The organism is Dongia sp., from assembly GCF_041910485.1.
GTDB lineage: Bacteria > Pseudomonadota > Alphaproteobacteria > Dongiales > Dongiaceae > Dongia.
This window is the reverse complement of the sequence record NZ_JAYRQR010000003.1, coordinates 136,530-152,897: the sequence shown is the minus strand read 5'-3', so window position 1 is coordinate 152,897 and position 16,368 is coordinate 136,530. Positions and strand designations below refer to the sequence as shown.

At 60.8% G+C, this 16,368-nt stretch carries 13 protein-coding genes; 8 read left to right on the top strand and 5 right to left on the bottom strand.

Annotated features, from left to right (window positions below; translation table 11 throughout):
• Positions 1-2: 2 nt before the first annotated feature.
• Complete coding sequence (locus tag ACE3PP_RS00805) at positions 3-2,819, bottom strand: [protein-PII] uridylyltransferase (RefSeq protein ID WP_374377268.1); 2,817 nt, start codon at positions 2,817-2,819, stop codon at positions 3-5.
• Between the two features lie 49 nt (positions 2,820-2,868).
• Entirely contained in the window at positions 2,869-3,417 is a 549-nt protein-coding gene (locus tag ACE3PP_RS00800; RefSeq protein ID WP_374377267.1) for a hypothetical protein, read from the bottom strand.
• 224 nt (positions 3,418-3,641) lie between these two features.
• On the opposite strand from ACE3PP_RS00800, the gene ACE3PP_RS00795 reads away from it, so the two are divergent.
• Both ACE3PP_RS00795 and ACE3PP_RS00790 read left to right on the top strand, forming a co-directional pair.
• Positions 3,642-4,415, top strand: coding sequence for an ABC transporter ATP-binding protein (locus tag ACE3PP_RS00795; protein WP_374377266.1), 774 nt, complete (start codon positions 3,642-3,644; stop codon positions 4,413-4,415).
• 149 nt (positions 4,416-4,564) lie between these two features.
• Complete coding sequence (locus ACE3PP_RS00790) at positions 4,565-5,950, top strand: sensor histidine kinase (RefSeq protein WP_374377265.1); 1,386 nt, start codon at positions 4,565-4,567, stop codon at positions 5,948-5,950.
• Positions 5,951-5,961: 11 nt separating this feature from the next.
• Here the strand turns inward: ACE3PP_RS00790 and ACE3PP_RS00785 are convergent, their stop codons facing one another.
• A complete protein-coding gene (locus ACE3PP_RS00785) occupies positions 5,962-6,522 on the bottom strand; it encodes a PRC-barrel domain-containing protein (RefSeq protein WP_374377264.1) in 561 nt (186 codons plus the stop codon).
• 205 nt (positions 6,523-6,727) lie between these two features.
• Here ACE3PP_RS00785 and ACE3PP_RS00780 point away from each other — a divergent pair, with 205 nt between their 5' ends.
• Positions 6,728-6,976, top strand: a complete 249-nt coding sequence (locus ACE3PP_RS00780) for a GlsB/YeaQ/YmgE family stress response membrane protein (RefSeq protein ID WP_374377263.1) — start codon at positions 6,728-6,730, stop codon at positions 6,974-6,976.
• A complete protein-coding gene (gene betC, locus ACE3PP_RS00775; RefSeq protein WP_374377262.1) occupies positions 6,976-8,496 on the top strand; it encodes a choline-sulfatase in 1,521 nt (506 codons plus the stop codon). Before ACE3PP_RS00780 ends, betC begins: the two co-directional genes overlap by 1 nt.
• Positions 8,497-8,519: 23 nt before the next feature.
• On the opposite strand, the gene ACE3PP_RS00770 is transcribed toward betC, so the two are convergent.
• Positions 8,520-9,200: an ureidoglycolate lyase gene (locus ACE3PP_RS00770; protein WP_374377261.1), complete on the bottom strand. Its 681-nt coding sequence runs from the start codon at positions 9,198-9,200 to the stop codon at positions 8,520-8,522.
• A gap of 105 nt (positions 9,201-9,305) precedes the next feature.
• Between ACE3PP_RS00770 and ACE3PP_RS00765 the strand changes: the two genes are divergently transcribed.
• The gene (locus tag ACE3PP_RS00765; RefSeq protein ID WP_374377260.1) at positions 9,306-10,169 is read left to right on the top strand and encodes a LysR substrate-binding domain-containing protein; all 864 of its coding nucleotides are present in this window, start codon (positions 9,306-9,308) and stop codon (positions 10,167-10,169) included.
• Here ACE3PP_RS00765 and ACE3PP_RS00760 read toward each other — a convergent pair.
• Positions 10,155-10,820 (bottom strand): HAD family hydrolase, encoded by a 666-nt coding sequence (locus tag ACE3PP_RS00760; protein WP_374377259.1) that lies wholly within the window; start codon positions 10,818-10,820, stop codon positions 10,155-10,157. The two genes, ACE3PP_RS00765 and ACE3PP_RS00760, sit on opposite strands and share 15 nt — an antisense overlap.
• Before the next feature lie 324 nt (positions 10,821-11,144).
• Here ACE3PP_RS00760 and ACE3PP_RS00755 point away from each other — a divergent pair, with 324 nt between their 5' ends.
• From ACE3PP_RS00755 to hsdR, 3 genes are read left to right on the top strand one after another with little or no spacing between them, the layout of a single operon-like run.
• A complete protein-coding gene (locus ACE3PP_RS00755; RefSeq protein ID WP_374377258.1) occupies positions 11,145-12,596 on the top strand; it encodes an N-6 DNA methylase in 1,452 nt (483 codons plus the stop codon).
• A complete protein-coding gene (locus ACE3PP_RS00750; protein ID WP_374377257.1) occupies positions 12,593-13,732 on the top strand; it encodes a restriction endonuclease subunit S in 1,140 nt (379 codons plus the stop codon). The genes ACE3PP_RS00755 and ACE3PP_RS00750 overlap by 4 nt, the downstream gene beginning before the upstream one ends.
• A gap of 9 nt (positions 13,733-13,741) precedes the next feature.
• Complete coding sequence (hsdR, locus tag ACE3PP_RS00745) at positions 13,742-16,075, top strand: EcoAI/FtnUII family type I restriction enzme subunit R (RefSeq protein ID WP_374377256.1); 2,334 nt, start codon at positions 13,742-13,744, stop codon at positions 16,073-16,075.
• Positions 16,076-16,368: the final 293 nt, after the last annotated feature.

Sequence of the window (16,368 nt, the reverse complement as noted above, 5' to 3'; positions counted from 1 at the left end):
CTTTACTGGGCAGCGCTGGAAGGCGCGACGGGCGGCCAGGAATCGACGGTGACGGCCGTCGATTGCAGCGCCTCATCCGGCTCTGCTTCGGCAAGGACCGCCATCATCGTGCTATGCAAGGCTTTCAATCGCGCCTCGCTTTCGACCTTCAGGCCGAACTGGTCCTTGACGTAGAAGACGTCGACGGCACGGTGGCCGAAGGTCGAAACCTTGGCCGATGAGATCTGCAGATTGAGCTTGGTCAGCGTTGCCGTGAGATAATAGAGGAGGCCGCGCCGATCGCGCCCGTTGACCTCGACCACCGTATGCGTGGCGCTCGCCTTGTTGTCGATGAGAACGCGGGGGATGACGGGAAAGGTCCGTGCTGCCGGATTGACCAGCGGTGGCAGATCATTGAGCTGGGCCAGGGTCGATTCCGGCGCCTCCAGCACGCGGGTGATGGTCGCTGTCAGCTTCGCCAGGCGCGCCGGTCGATCGAATGGCCCAGCTTCACCATCCTGCACGAAGAACGTGTCGAGCGCCTTGCCGTTGCGCAGCGTCACGATGCGGGCATCGACGATGTTGGCGCCGCAGAGTGCCATCGCGCCGGCGAGCTGCGAGAAGAGGCCCTGTCGGTCGGCCGTATAGATTGTCACCTCGGTCATCGAGCGCCAGCGATCGACGTTGAATTCGACCGAGAGCGGCCGCTGGTCGCTTTCCGAAGCCCGGATCAGTCGGGCATGCCGTCCGAGTGCGGCCGGGGGGAAGGCCAGCCAGTAGGCTGAGTGCCCCCGCGCCGCATGGGCTTCGATATCCTCTGCGGACCAATCCGGCAGCTCTTTCTTCAGCAGGCCGATGACGGAGGTGGCCCGATCTTCCTCGGCCGTGTTGAGTCCGCCCATCATATGGTTTTGGGCGCGCGTGTAGAGCTCGCGCAGGAGCTGCGCTTTCCACCCATTCCACGTCTTGGGACCGACGGCACGGATGTCGGCCACGGTCAGGACCAGCAGCAGGCGCAAGCGCTCCGGTGACTGCACCAGGTCGACAAAATCGGCAATCGTCTTCGGATCGTCGATGTCGCGGCGGAAGGCGGTGTTGCTCATCAGCAGGTGATAGCGGACGAGCCAGGCTACCTGTTCCGTTTCCTCGGCACTGAGACCAAGGCGCGGGCACAGCTTTTCCGCCACGTCGCCGCCCAGCAACGAATGATCCCCGGCGCGGCCCTTGGCAATGTCGTGGAGAAGGACGGCAAGATAGAGCACACGGCGCGACAGCACTTCCTTGACGACTTGGCTGGCGATCGGCGCTTCGTCCTTCAATTCGCCATGCTCGATCCGCCACAGGATGCCGATGGCAAAGAGGGTGTGCTCGTCGACGGTGAAGCTGTGATACATGTCGTACTGCATCTGGGCGACGACACGGCCGAAATCGGGCAGGAACCTGCCGAGAATGCCGACTTCGCTGAGTCGCCGCAGCGTCAGCTCCGGCCCCTTCTCGGAAGTGAGCATCTCCAGAAACAGGGTGTTGGCGGCCGGATCCTCGCGTAGCCGGTCGACTTGTCGCAGTGCGTGCGACATGGCAGTCATCGCCGTCGGATGGATTTCGACATCATTCTTCTGGGCGACGGAGAAGATCCGCAGCAAATCGATCGGATGCTGGGCGAAATGGTTTCCCTTGGGGATGCTGAGGCGACCGCCTTCGATCGGGAATCCGCCCAGTTCTTTCTTCAGGATGCCAAGCGCCGGCAGGCGCAGCATCGGCTTCTTGATGAGGCGCGCCTCGATACCCGCGCAAACATAACGGGTGAGACCGCCGACCGATTTGGCGATCAGGAAGTAGTGTTTCATCAGACGTTCGACGCCCTTCGTCCCGGCGTGATCGGTATAGCCAAGTCGCTTGGCAATCTCCGGCTGCAGGTCGAAGGTGAGCCGCTCCTCGCCGCGGCCGGTGAGATAGTGAAGATGACAGCGCAATGTCCAAAAGAAGTTGAGCGCCTTGTCGTACATGGCGCGCTCGGGCGGTGTCAGCAGTCCTTGCTCGACGAGCTCCTGCATCGTGTCGGCGCTGCAGACAAAGCGGGCCAGCCACAGCAGGGTTTGCAAATCGCGCAGCCCGCCTTTGCCTTCCTTGATGTTGGGTTCGAGCGTATAGCGCGACCCGCCGTGGCGCTGATGTCGTGCATTCCGTTCGGCAAGTTTGGCCTGATAGAAGGCTTCGCCGTGACCCTTCAGCACCTGCTTGCGGAACTGCTTCTTGAACGCGTCATAGAGGTCGCGGTCGCCCCAGATATAGCGCGCCTCAAGAAGATTGGTGCGGATGGTGAGGTCGGCTTCCGCCTGGCGCATGCACTCCTCGACCGATCGCGTGGCCTGGCCGACCTTGAGACCCAGATCCCACAGGCGATAGAGCATGAACTCGACCACCTGCTCGCAATAGGGCGACATCTTGTAGGGCAGCAGGAAGAGGAGATCGATGTCGGAATAGGGCGCAAGCTCGCCCCGGCCATAGCCACCCACGGCGATGAGGGTCAGGCGCTCGGCGATGGTCGGATTGCCAAGGGGGAAGGCGGTGAGCGTCGTATAGTCATAGAGGCAGCGCAGCAACTGGTCGACGAGGAAGGCCGCTTCATGGGCGCTGGTGAGGCCGGCCTGGGCTCCGCGGCTGTTGCTGAGAAAACGCCGCTGAATCTCATCGCGGCCCGCGACCAAATGGCGCTTCAGTATCTCGGTGACTTCGGTGCCTGTTCCGGCAGGATCGGCTGCACCATCAGCAAGGCGGGCAAGATCGCCCATGAGCGCCCTGCGGTCGACGATGGCGCGTTGGTTGTCGATATCGGACATGTCGCCAATCTAGCAGGAATGCGGGGCTTGGTGGAAGCGCAGGAGCCCGTCAGTGGGGGAATTTGATGCGTGACAGCGCGTCATAGACCTGCTGGCGGTTGCCGGTCCGGCTGCAGCCGAAGCCGATGATGTGCCTGCGCCAACCGCCCCATTGGTCGCGGGACGTGTATTTCTGGAAGCCGACACAGGCCGAGCGCACGGTCTTGTAATCGCTGTCGAACTCGGACGTGGTCAGCCCTTGCTCCCCCTTGCCGCTCGTCCAGTTGCTGACATCGAGATCGCTGTAAATGCTGGTCAGCGACTGGCGCAGGCCCCGAGACTCGAAAATGTACTGGAAGTTTGTCCGGGCGTCGTTGACGACCAGGAAATGGCTGCCGTCGGCCGCGTTCGCTTCCAGCGTTTCGTAGCTGACATCGGAGACGTTGTCGGCAGAGCATATCAGATCATAATCCTCCCCCTGCATTTGCAGGCGCAGAGACGAACATTCGACCTCGTTTTCGAGGGCTTGTGCCATTTGGCTGGGCACAAGAAGGGGGGCTGCGAAACCGGCCGTCACCAGGACCAGCAACAACAGATGTCGTGCCGGTCGCCGAAGCATGTTTTTCCTGACCAATGCCATTCTGCCTTTTTCCCGATTGAGTTGCCGTCTGGGCTGCCTGCCGAGACTTTGGCGAAGCCGGTGAAGTTAGTCAAATCCGCGCGCTGGGTTGGATTTTTGCTTGGCGCGGAGGCGAAAAGTGGGGTTAACTCCCGGAGAGTATGGGGTAACGCTGCTGCGTAAAAGTCCGGCGGCCCCGACCAGGGTCAGGCAAGGGGGATTACATGGCGCAGCTCGCGCTCGAAGTCGAAGACCTGCACAAGCGATTCGGCGAACTTGAGGTATTGAAGGGTGTTTCCGTCGCCGCCCATACCGGTGACGTGATCGCGATGATTGGTTCGTCCGGCTCCGGCAAGAGCACGTTGCTGCGCTGTATCAACCTGCTGGAGGTTCCCGATTCCGGCAAGGTCACGGTCAGCGGCGAACTTATCCGCATGCGGCCACTCAAGAACGGCCACGCGACTCCCGAGGATTGGAAACAGGTCGACCGCATCCGCGCCAGCCTCGGCATGGTGTTCCAGAGTTTCAATCTGTGGTCGCATATGACCATCCTCGAGAATGTCATCGAAGCGCCGGTTCACGTGCTCAAGGTGCCGAAGAAGGAAGCGATCGAGCGCGCCGAGAAACTCCTGGCCAAAGTCGGCATTGCCGACAAGCGCAACCATTATCCGAGCCACCTTTCCGGCGGCCAGCAGCAGCGCGCGGCGATTGCGCGGGCGCTTGCCATGGAACCGAAGGTCATGTTGTTCGATGAGCCGACCTCGGCACTCGATCCCGAACTGGTGGGCGAAGTTTTGCGCGTCATGCGCCAATTGGCCGAAGAAGGCCGGACCATGCTGGTCGTGACGCACGAGATGGGCTTTGCCCGTGAGGTCGCCAACAAGGTGATCTTCCTGCATCAGGGGCGGATCGAAGAAGAGGGCAATCCACGCGAGGTGTTTGCCAATCCCCGGTCCGAGCGCCTGCGCGGGTTTCTGCAGACCGCGCATCACAAGTGAGGCCAGGGCTCACCCCGGCGATATCTGGTGTAAATTCCTAAACACCCTCATTTGTGAAGGGTTTATTAACCCCTTCGTTCGAGACTGGGCCGCAACCGCCCGCGACTGGCGTCGTGGGTGTCTTGGGGCAATGGCGGACGACGAACGGCGTGACGCAATCTTCAAATGCCGGATGGGACCGGATAAGGCTGCAGCGTAACCTCGGCGCGACCGTCGCGCTGGTATTGAATCTGGGCGGCCTTGCTGTCGCTGGCGGCTTGGTCGTGGTTGAGACCGTCGGCGCTCAGATGCTGGCGATCCTGATTGGCCTGGTGCTGGTCGGCAACATCCTGCTTCTCACGACCTATTTGTGGACGCGCCGACCCGGCCCTGTGTACGAAGAGGCCTTCGTCTCGCTGATCCTCAATTCCGTCGATGCCGCCATCACTGTCTACGATCCCGCCGGGCGCTTGCTCAGGGCAAACAAGGGGGCGGAGCGCCTGTCCGGCTTTACGGCCGCTGAGTTGCTGCAGCCGCAGACATGGCGGCACATCCTGCCTGAAAACGAATTCGACCGCGTCGACGCCATCGTGAGCGGCCGGCGCGCCGACGAATATCCGATCATCAATGAAAATCACTGGGTTGCCAAAAGCGGTGAGCGTCGTCTCTTGCGTTGGTCGAATGTCGCCTTGAAGGATACCCGCGGTCGCATTTCACTTTTGGTCTGCATCGGCTTCGACATCACCGCGCAGCGTCAGTTTGAAGCCGATCTCATCATGGCCAAGAACGAGGCCGAACTTGCCAACCGGGCAAAGTCGGAATTCCTCGCCAATATGAGCCATGAATTGCGCACGCCCTTGAATGCCATCCTGGGCTTTTCCGAGATCATCCGAGACCAGCGCCTCACCGACGATTTGTCCACCTTCCGACGTTATGCAACGGACATCCACGACAGCGGGCAGCTGCTGCTGCAGTTGATCAACGACATTCTCGACATGGCGAAACTGGAATCCGGCCGCATCGATCTTGAAGAGCGGGAAATCGACTTGCCGGCGATCATCTCGATTGCGCATCGACTCGTCGAGCGCAAGGCTATCGACGGCCATGTCGACATCGTTGTCGACGTGGCGCCCAACCTGCCGCCATTGCTGGGTGGTGAGCGTGCCTTGAAGCAGATCACGCTCAATCTGCTGTCCAATGCGGTGAAGTTCACGCCGGCGGGCGGCCGGGCCACCGTTTCCGCCAAGCTCAACGACAGTGGCGGGATCGAGATCAGTGTCAGCGATACCGGCATCGGCATCCCCGAGGCTTCGCTGGAGAAGCTGTTTCAGCCCTTCTATCAGGTCGATGCCAAGATCTCACGCCGCTATGGCGGGACGGGCCTGGGCCTTGCCATTACCAAGAAGCTGGTCGATGCGCACGGCGCGCAGATCGCCGTCACCAGCGCCCCCGACAAGGGGACGCGCGTTACTGTTTCATTCCCGCCATCGCGCACGCTGCACGCGTTTGCCGTCGAGGCAAGCCCCCGGCAACGGCCGGGGGCTGCCATCGGATAGAAGACCCTCCGCTATTCGGCCGAGGGCGCGCTCGGCGCCGGTGCGGCCGGCGGAATCTGAGTGTTCGATTCTGCCTGCTGCGCTTCCTGCGTCTTGAAGGAAGGCGCGGCCTCAAGCTGTTCTTCCGAATAATTCACCTGCAACAGCTTGGGTTCCGGCTGCACCTCGACCTCGTCCCAGGTGAGGCCCACGGATTTCGCGCCGAGGCCCATGATGCCGCCAACCGACAGGACCAACCCCGTCGCCTGGCCGTTGGTATCGAACAGAATGTCCTTCACGGTGCCGACCTTCTCGCCTTCAGGGCTGAAGACCGTCGTCCCGATCAGGCTTTCGGCGCGAACCTCATTGGCGCGCTGGGCCGGAATCACCGCTTCGGCCGGCGGCGGGGCGACGGCTGGCATTTCAGCGATGGCACCGGTGCCCGTATCGGTACCTGACTGGTCGGTACCTGACTGGGCGGACGGCGCCGGAACCGTCACCGGCGGTGGATTGGTCGGGGTGTCTTGCGCTGTCGCCGAATAGCCAAGCGGCAGGGCGGTCACGGTAGCGGCGAGCAACAATCGCTTCATCATGACGTCTCTCCTTCTTGCGGTGGCACTGTCTTCAAAATGCCCATTCGTCACGATCGTTCCGGCGTCCGGGTGACATGTGCGTGACCGCTGCCATGCGTGATGCGGGCGACACGCGAAAAGTGAGTCAATTCCGTGCAGTCTGGTGGCGAAACGTCCGAATATTGGCTAGGATCCGCGGCATCGCTGCCAATGTCGGAGAAGTGTCATGGGATGGTTGAGCTGGATCGTTTTCGGGTTGATTGCCGGCATCGTCGCCAAATGGATCATGCCGGGCCGCGACCCGGGCGGATTCATCATCACCACCGTGATCGGCATCGTCGGTGCGATGCTTGGCGGGTGGCTTGCGACGATGTTCGGTCTGGGTGACGTCACCGGTTTCGACATCAAGAGTTTCATCATCGCGGTCATCGGTTCGCTGCTGTTGCTCTTCATCTATCGCCGCCTGCGTTCCTGATGTCCCGACCCAACATCCTCTTCGTCATGTTCGACCAGCTGGCGGCCCTTTCGCTGGCGGCATACGGTCATCCGCTGGTCAAGACGCCGAATTTCGATCGTCTCGCGGCGAGGGGGACGTTGTTCGAAAATGCCTATTGCGCGGCGCCGCTTTGCTCGCCCTCGCGCTTCGGCATGCTGACCGGCCTGTTGCCGTCGCGGATCGGCGCTTTCGACAATGCGAGCGAACTGCCGAGCAGCGTCCCCACCTTTCTCCACATCTTGCGGCAGGCCGGCTACCGGACCTGCCTCTCCGGAAAGATGGATTTTACCGGCGCCGACCAGTTGCATGGCTATGAGGAGCGGCTGACGACCGACCTTTCCCCGTCGGATCTCGGCTGGACGCCGGATTGGGACCATCCCGGCAAGGTGGAACCCTGGTATCACACGCTGCAATCCGTGGCCGAAGCGGGCCCCTGCGACTATTCCCTGTCGCTGCAATATGACGAGGAGGCGACTTTCAAGGCGCGGGCCTGGTTGCATGAACAGGCGGGGGCGCGCGACAATCGGCCTTTCATGCTGACCTTGTCGGTCATGCATCCGCACGATCCCTATCAGGCACCGCGGCGCTTTTGGGATCTCTATGACGAAGCGGCCATCGACATGCCGGCCGTGCCGCGCCGGCGGGCGGCACAACGCGGCCCGGCCGAGCGGCGCATGCACGCGCTTTACGACCGTGACGAGATTCCGATTTCCGATACCCAGGTGCGGCGCGCGCGTCATGCCTATTACGGCATGATCTCTTATTGCGACGATCTGCTGGGGCGCCTTCTCGATACGTTGCAGGCCTTGAACAAGCTTGATGACACGATCGTCATCGTCACGTCCGATCATGGCGACATGCTGGGCGAGCGCGGCCTCTGGTACAAGATGACCTTCTTCGACCGCGCCATCCGCGTGCCGCTGATTGTTGCCGGTCCCGGCATTCTCGGTGGCCGGCGTGTTTCACCGCCGGTCTCGCATCTCGATCTGATGTCGACCTTTGCTGAAATGTCCGGTGTTCCGCTCGACGGTTTGGCACAGGACGGTCGCAGCCTGTGGCCGACCCTGACACGCGGTGTCCAGCCGATGGGCGAGGTGCGCGCCGAGTATATGGGCGAAGGCTATCAGTATCCGACCTTCATGCTGCGCCGGGGCGACAGGAAAATCGTCTGTTCAACTGATGACGGCGTGTCGCTTTTCGATCTTGCGGCCGATCCGCGCGAACTCAACGATCTGGCGCTGACGTCACAGCACGCGGAAGAACTCGCGCGCCTGACGTCGGAGATCGCCGCAACCTGGGATGCCGATGCGCTGCGCCAGCAGGTTCTGGCAAGTCAACGTCGGCGCCGTTTGGTTCATGCCGCCCTGGTGACGGGGAAAGTGGCCCCCTGGGATTTCGAACCGCGCCAGGATGCGGCCTCGGCCTATTACCGTAATTATGGGGTCGATCTGCCGGACCCCGATGCCGCCTTGCGCCTGCCGCGCAAGGCGATGAGCTGACCGGAAGGGATCTGCGTGCGGGATCAGAGATGGTCCCGCACATCCTCCGCGCGCAGGGAGACCGACAGATAGCAGCCGAATTCCTTCGGGAAGTTGGCACCGACCCGGGCATGCACTTTTCCCTGGCGGCCGAAGAAACGGAAACTGTCATTCACCGGGCACAGCGCCTCGTGCCAGACGCCGGGATGGATGTAGAGGCCGGACCCGCCTTCGGAATAGAAGGCGACGAAGCTCTCCGGCATGATGTCGTCGCCGGGCAGGGCCAGGGTGGTGACGAACGCACCCGGCTCCAGCGGAAAGAACAGCTGCCCGCCATCCGGATGATAGTTGCAGCGCCACAGCAGCAATTCGTCGCGCGGTGCCGTGCGGCGATCTTCCTGCGCCTGGCTCGGCTGGCAGGTCCAGCCCAGGACATAGTCGTCGTCGACCGCCTCGTTGCGCGCCCGCAGCACGTCCCCATGCCATTGGAAGCGGAACAGGCCCTCCGTCGTGCCGCCCTGGTCGCCGGTGCCGGGTTCGACCTGACGCCAACCGAGTGACGGCCAACGCACGATCTCGACCTTGCGTGCATCGGGACCATCGATGATCTCGCCATAGCCTTTGAGGTTTTCCGGCGTCGCGCGGATGAGCGGAATGCGGTGGACGGGCTTGTCCGGCATTGTCGAGGCAAGCGGTTTCAAATTGGGGGCGGCAATGTCGGCCATGATGAACCTCCGCGGAGTTGGGGGTGGCCAGTGTCCCAATTGCACCCTGTATCAATCAAATTTAAACGGATGGTATATAATGATAACGAAACTTATACTGACATCATGAGCTACAGCCAGCTTCGCGCCTTTGATGCCGTCGCCCGCAGCGGCAGCTTCTCCCGTGCCGCCGAACTTCTGGGCGTGACGCAGCCGGCCGTTTCGGTTCAGGTGGCGGCGCTGGAGCGCGCCTACCGCACGGATCTCATCCAGCGGAAAGGGGCCAAGATCCAGCTGACCGACGACGGGCGCGGCCTCTTTGCGCTTACCCGCCAGATGCTGGCGCTCGAGGCCGAGATCGAGGATTTCCTGGCGGCTTCGGCCAAATTGCAGCGCGGGCATTTGCGCTTTGCTGCCGACGGGCCGCATCTCGCCCTCGATCTGGTCGCGGCTTACCGGCGGAAATATCCCGGTGTCACCGTCGAACTCGTTCTCGGCAACGCCACGGAAACCTGGAATGCGCTTCTCGATTCCGGCGTCGACCTCGCCATGCTGGCCAACCCGCCGGAAGACCCGCGCGTCGACTATGTACCGGTGGTGAAACAGGACATGATGCTGCTGGTGCCGCGCGGGCATCGCCTGGCAAAGAATGCCGACGTGGGGCTCAAGGATGTCGTGGGCGAACCCGTGATCTTCCGCGAGCTTGGCTCCAACACCCAGCGCACGCTGGAACGCCGCCTGAAGAAATCGCGTCTCACCCTGCAGCCGGTGCTGACGGTCGGCAGCCGCGAAGCCATGATCGAAGCGGTTTCGCGCCGCATCGGCCTCGGCTTCATCTTCGACCGGGAAAAGAACGAGGACCCGCGCAGCGTCGCGGTGCCGATCCGCGAATTGCGGGCGTCTAACAAGAACATGCTGGTCTATCTGCGGCCGCGCCGCCGCCGGCGCACCGTTGCCGCCCTCATCGACCTTGCGTCAGAGCGGGGCTGACAGGCGCTCCCGGATCAAGGCGCGCACGCTTGCGTCGACAAAATCCGGCACCGCCAGATGCGCACCTTGATCCAGCATCGTGTCGGCTTGCAGCGAGGTTGTCACACCGACCAGCGTCAGGCCGGCACCCAGGGCTGCGCGCATCCCCGTCGGTGAATCTTCGAACGCAACGGAGCGGGCGGCGGCGCCACCCAAGCGTTGCAGGCCGGTCAAATAGGGCAGGGGATCGGGCTTCGCGGCAGCAAGCTCACTGCCAATGATGACGACCTCAAACCGGTCGGCGATGCCCAGCGCTTCCAGGACAAGCTCGGCATTGGCGCGCGGCGCATTGGTGACGACGCCGCAAGGGATGCCCTGGGCCATCGCCCAGTCCAGCAGATCGATCAGGCCCTCGGTGGGGCTGAGCGCCCCCACCATGTCACGGAAGGCGCTTTCCTTGCGGTCCAGCAAGGCCAGCCCGACCGCAGGTTCCAGATGCGGCAGCAGATCGGCCGCGATCTCGCTGTTGGGACGCCCCATAACCCGTGCCGTATAGGCGGTGCGATCGAGCTCGAAACCATGCTCGGCGAACAGGCGGTTGAAGGCGGCAAGATGAAGATGGTCGGTGTCGACGAGAGTCCCGTCGAGGTCAAAAAGAAGACAGCCGGTCATGGTCCCTGGCTCTGACGTCATTGGGCCTGACACCTATCCCGGCGCGATCCCTCCCCACAAGCTGCATTAGGGCATAGGTGGGTGCAGGATCGCGCGGGGGGGGGGGCGTGCCGGCTTTAGCGACGAAGTGGGCGCAGAGAAGGTGGGTTGACCCATCCTTTCCGTCCCCTTTTGTTCTCCGGACCGCGTCGCTTAGCGAAACGCAGTGCAAGCCGGCTTCCGACCTTCGCGGTACACCCAATAGTATATTTGAACTGACTTTGTTTCCCGTTAACAGCCGTGTAGTCTGGCCACTTTCGCAATCGGGGCTCAGCTTTCATTACCATGTTCGAACAGGCTTTCAGGAATATCGACGACGTCCTCCGCAAGGAGGCGGGTTGCACGACCGAGCTCGACTACACCGAACAGACCTCCTGGCTCCTGTTCCTCAAATATCTTGAGTCGCTCGAGGAAACGCGGCAGGCGGAAGCGAAGCTCGACGGCAAGAAATACAGCTACATCCTGGCCCAGCCCTATCGCTGGGAAAGCTGGGCGGCGCCCAAGGGCAAGGACGGCAAGATCGACCATAACAAGGCGATGACCGGGGACGATCTGCGTGACTTCGTCAATACGTCGCTGTTCCCCTACCTTCTGGGTTTCAAGCAGCGCGCCAGCGGCCCCGACACCATCGAATACAAGATCGGTGAGATCTTTGGCGAAATCAAAAACAAGATCCAAAGCGGCTACAATCTGCGCGAGATCATCGACCATATCGACGAACTGCGCTTCCGCTCCCAGGCCGAAAAGCACGAGCTCTCGCACCTCTACGAGGGCAAGATCAAGAACATGGGCAATGCCGGGCGAAACGGCGGCGAATACTATACCCCGCGCCCGCTCATCCGCGCCATGATCGCGGTGACGGCGCCGAAGATCGGCGAGCGCATCTACGACCCCGCCTGCGGCTCCGCCGGCTTCCTCTGCGAGAGCTACGACTATCTGCGCAAAGGAAAGCTCACGCCGAAGGAACTCAAGATCCTCCAGGAGAAGACCTTCTTCGGTAAGGAGAAAAAGAGCCTCGCTTATGTCATCGCCATCATGAACATGATACTGCATGGTATCGATGCGCCCAACGTCATCCACACCAACACGCTGACCGAGAATCTGGCCGACGTGCAGGAAAAGGACCGCTTCGACATTATCCTGGCCAACCCGCCCTTTGGCGGAGCCGAGCGCAAGGAGATCCAACAGAACTTCCCCATCCGCACCGGCGAAACGGCCTTCCTGTTCCTGCAGCATTTCATTCGCCTGCTGAAGGCCGGCGGCCGCGCCGCCATTGTCATCAAGAACACCTTTCTTTCGAACACCGACAACGCCGCGGTGGCGCTCAGGAAACTGCTGCTGGAAAGCTGCAACCTCCACACCGTACTCGACTGCCCCGGCGGTACCTTCCAGGGGGCGGGCGTCAAGACCGTGGTGCTGTTCTTCGAAAAGGGTGCCCCGACGCGAAAGACCTGGTTCTACCAACTCGACCCCGGCCGCAGCCTCGGCAAGACCAATCCGCTGAACGACGACGATCTTGCCGAATTCGTGAAGCTGCAGAAGACATTTGCGGCTTCGCCGAAATCCTGGAGTGTTGCCGCAAAGGATATCGACTCGGCGACCTTCGATCTCTCGGCCAAGAATCCCAATGGTGGCGAAGTGGTCGCCCATCGTAGCCCGAAGGAGATCCTGGACGAGATTGTGGCGCTGGATTTGGAAAATGCGGAGATATTTAAGTCCATTCGAGCGCTACTATGAGCAATAAATTGACACAAGCTACTCTCGAAGATTTGTGCATTGTAGATTGGGGAAACACAAAGCTTACAAAAGCGGCCTATGTGGACGGCGGCGAATACCTTGCAGTTTCTGCCGCGGGTTGCGACGGTAGAATTGGGCACAAAGAGCACATCAAACACACTCCTGTTCTGTCGGCAATTGGTGCTCAGTGCGGTAAAATGTTCTTTCCCGAAGAGGATTTTACAGCGATCAAAAACACAATCACGCTCACACCGCGGGAAGGAAGGTGCATAGCGAAATATCTGTATTACTTGCTTACGTTCGTTGAGTTACCTCAACGCGGAGCGGGACAGCCATTTATTTCTAAAGGCGATATTCAAAGATTCGAAGTGAACTATCATGCTTCCCCCCCCGAACAACAGCGCATCGTCGGCATCCTCGACAAAGCGTTTGACGGCATAGCCACTGCTAAAGCCAACGCTGAAAAGAACCTACAAAACGCCGAAGCTCTGTTTGATAGCAGCTCGTCTTCGTGGTTTGCCAACGGTAGTGCAGGGTGGTCCGAGCAAACGCTCGAAGAACTAGTCGATGACAATTGCGCTCTATCGTATGGAATCGTTCAGCCAGGTGAAGAGTATCCGGACGGATTGCCCATTGTTCGCCCGACTGATCTACGAGCCAAGATCATCGAGTTGCAAGGCCTCAAACGCATCGCGCCAGAATTGGCGGAATCATACCGGCGGACAACATTGCGAGGAGGCGATCTTTTGCTTTGTGTTCGAGGAAGCACTGGTGTTGTTTCTGTCGCCTCTGCTGAATTGGAAGGCGCAAATGTGACCAGGGGTATCGTCCCAATTCACTTTGACTCATCGCTAATCTTGCAGGAGCTTGGTTACCACCTTCTGCGATCAGAAAAAGTGCAGTCCCAAATTCGGGCTAAGACTTATGGTGCCGCACTAATGCAGATCAACATTGGCGAATTGAGGCAGGTTGTAGTGCCAGTGCCTCCGAAGTCTGAGCAGAAGTCGTTGGTAGCAGCTCTTGATCAAATCCAGAAAGAAACAGAGCGCCTAGCCTCAATCTACCAACAGAAACTTACCGAGCTAGATGCATTGAAGAGTTCTCTCCTCCACCAAGCCTTCACCGGAGCGCTGTAGAGGCCGCAAATGAACGAAGCCGAGACCCGCGCCGAGCATATCGATCCCGCCCTGAAGGCGGCGGGGTGGGGTGTGGTCGAGGGCAGCCGGGTCTTGCGCGAATATCCCATCACCCTGGGACGCCTGGAGGGGCAGGGGCGGCGCGCCAAGGGCATGGTCGCCGATTATGTGCTGGTCTACTGCAACACCAAGCTGGCCGTGATCGAGGCCAAGGCCTGGGATCAGATACTGACCGAGGGCGTCGGCCAGGCCAAGGCGTATGCGGGCAAGCTCGGCCTGCGCTATGCCTATGCCAGCAACGGCCAGGGCCTCTATGCCGTCGATATGGCAACGGGCAAGGAAGGCGAGGCGCCGCGTTATCCCACACCCGACGAATTGTGGGCGCAGACCTTCGCTGAAAGCAATCTGTGGCGCGACCGCTTCGCCGCCGTGCCCTTCGAAAGCCGCGGCGGCTATTTCCAGGGGCGCTATTACCAGGACATCGCCATCGAGCGGGTGCTGGCGGCCATCGCCGACGGGCGCAGCCGCATTCTGCTGACGCTGGCGACCGGCACGGGTAAGACCTTCATCGCCTTCCAACTCGCCTGGAAGCTGTTCCACAGCCGCTGGAACCTCGCCGATTGGAAATCCAAGGGCGAGCCTACGCGCCGGCCGCGCATCCTGTTCCTCGCCGACCGCAATATCCTCGCCGATCAGGCTTATAATGCCTTCTCGGCCTTCCCGGAGGACGCGCTGGTCCGCATCGACCCCGCCGACATCCGCAAGAAGGGCAAGGTGCCGAAGAACGGGAATCTGTTCTTCACCATCTTCCAGACCTTCATGAGCGGGACGGGCGAGGACGGCAAGCCCGCCCCCTATTTCGGCGAATACCCGTCCGACTTCTTCGATTTCATTGTCATCGATGAATGCCATCGCGGCGGCGCCAATGATGAGGGCAATTGGCGCGGCATCCTGGAATATTTCGCACCCGCCGTTCAGCTCGGCCTCACCGCGACGCCGAAGCGCGAGGACAATGCCAACACCTACAAATATTTCGGCGATCCCGTTTACACCTACTCGCTCAAGGAAGGCATCAATGATGGGTATCTCACGCCCTTCAAGGTGAAGCAGATCGCGACCACGCTCGATGAATATGTCTATACCCCCGACGACCAGTTGGTGGAGGGCGAGGTCGAGGCGGGGCGGCGCTATATCGAAAGCGACTTCAACCGCATCATCGAGATCAAGGAGCGCGAGGCACACCGGGTCAAGATCTTCATGGAGCAGATCGACCAGCGGGAAAAGACTCTGGTCTTCTGTGCCACGCAGGACCATGCCCTGGCCGTGCGCGATCTCATCAACCAGATGAAGACGAGCACCGACCCCAATTACTGCCAACGCGTCACGGCGGCGGATGGCAGCTTGGGCGAGCAGCATTTGCGTGACTTCCAGGACAATGAAAAGACCATCCCCACCATCCTCACGACGTCGCAGAAGCTCTCGACCGGTGTCGATGCGCGCAACATCCGCAACATCGTGCTGATGCGCCCCATCAATTCGATGATCGAGTTCAAGCAGATCATCGGTCGCGGCACGCGCCTCTATGACGGCAAGGATTATTTCACCATCTACGATTTCGTGAAGGCACATCACCATTTCAGTGATCCGGAATGGGACGGCGAGCCGCTGGAGCCGGAACCGACCGAGCCGAAGTCGGAGCGGCCACCTGCCGTGCGTGAACCCGAGCCAGACGATTACGAGCCAGGTCCGAAACCGAAGCGCGCCAAGGTCAAACTTGCCGATGGCAAGGTGCGCAATATCCAGCACATGATGGTGACAACCTTCTGGCACCCCGATGGTACGCCCATTTCGGCGCACCAGTTCCTCGAAATGCTGTTCGGCCGCCTTCCTGAGTTTTTCAAGGACGAGGACGAGCTGCGCGCCCTCTGGAGCGCGCCTGACACCCGCGCACGCCTGCTGCAGGGCCTTGCCGAGAGGGGTTTCGGTAAGGACCAGCTCACCGAGATGCAGCGCATCATCGATGCCGAGAAAAGCGACCTCTACGACGTCCTCGCCTTTGTCGCCTACGCGCTACCAACCTTAACCCGCGAAGAGCGCGCTACTCGTGCCAAAGCCGCCATCGATGGCCAGTTCAGCGACCGCCAGAAGGCTTTCCTCGATTTTGTGCTGGCCCATTATGTAAGTGAGGGCGTCGACGAACTGGAGCGGGAGAAATTAGGCCCGCTGCTCCGGCTCAAGTATCACGACTCAATCGCCGACGCGATTGCCGACCTCGGACAACCTGAGGAAATCGGCGCCGCGTTCAGCGGGTTCCAGAAGTATCTGTACCAGCCGCCGCAGTAGGGGAGCGAAGCGCCAACAAAAAAAGCCGCCCATTGGGCGGCTGCCAGAATCAAGCTTTGGTGGACCCGATCAGAGCGTCCACCACAACTCTAACCCCTTGTAACTGCTCAGTGCCTGCGGTGAGGTTTGACGGTTGTGTCTCACCACCGCGTCTCACCATGCCACGTTGGTGTTTGCCTCGCAACGATGACTTCGCCGCCCGTTGCTGTGGTTAGCAAAGGATTTTGCTTGCCATGGATGACAATTTCTCTCTCGAAAAGATTTCGCTATTTCAATACATTACGCCGCGCTAG

Coding starts and splice junctions, on each gene's coding strand:
- ACE3PP_RS00805 (WP_374377268.1), bottom strand. CDS start 2,819: ATGTCCGATATCGACAACCAACGCGCCATCGTCGACCGCAGGGCGCTC.
- ACE3PP_RS00800 (WP_374377267.1), bottom strand. CDS start 3,417: ATGCTTCGGCGACCGGCACGACATCTGTTGTTGCTGGTCCTGGTGACG.
- ACE3PP_RS00795 (WP_374377266.1), top strand. CDS start 3,642: ATGGCGCAGCTCGCGCTCGAAGTCGAAGACCTGCACAAGCGATTCGGC.
- ACE3PP_RS00785 (WP_374377264.1), bottom strand. CDS start 6,522: ATGATGAAGCGATTGTTGCTCGCCGCTACCGTGACCGCCCTGCCGCTT.
- ACE3PP_RS00780 (WP_374377263.1), top strand. CDS start 6,728: ATGGGATGGTTGAGCTGGATCGTTTTCGGGTTGATTGCCGGCATCGTC.
- betC (WP_374377262.1), top strand. CDS start 6,976: ATGTCCCGACCCAACATCCTCTTCGTCATGTTCGACCAGCTGGCGGCC.
- ACE3PP_RS00770 (WP_374377261.1), bottom strand. CDS start 9,200: ATGGCCGACATTGCCGCCCCCAATTTGAAACCGCTTGCCTCGACAATG.
- ACE3PP_RS00765 (WP_374377260.1), top strand. CDS start 9,306: ATGAGCTACAGCCAGCTTCGCGCCTTTGATGCCGTCGCCCGCAGCGGC.
- ACE3PP_RS00760 (WP_374377259.1), bottom strand. CDS start 10,820: ATGACCGGCTGTCTTCTTTTTGACCTCGACGGGACTCTCGTCGACACC.
- ACE3PP_RS00755 (WP_374377258.1), top strand. CDS start 11,145: ATGTTCGAACAGGCTTTCAGGAATATCGACGACGTCCTCCGCAAGGAG.
- ACE3PP_RS00750 (WP_374377257.1), top strand. CDS start 12,593: ATGAGCAATAAATTGACACAAGCTACTCTCGAAGATTTGTGCATTGTA.
- hsdR (WP_374377256.1), top strand. CDS start 13,742: ATGAACGAAGCCGAGACCCGCGCCGAGCATATCGATCCCGCCCTGAAG.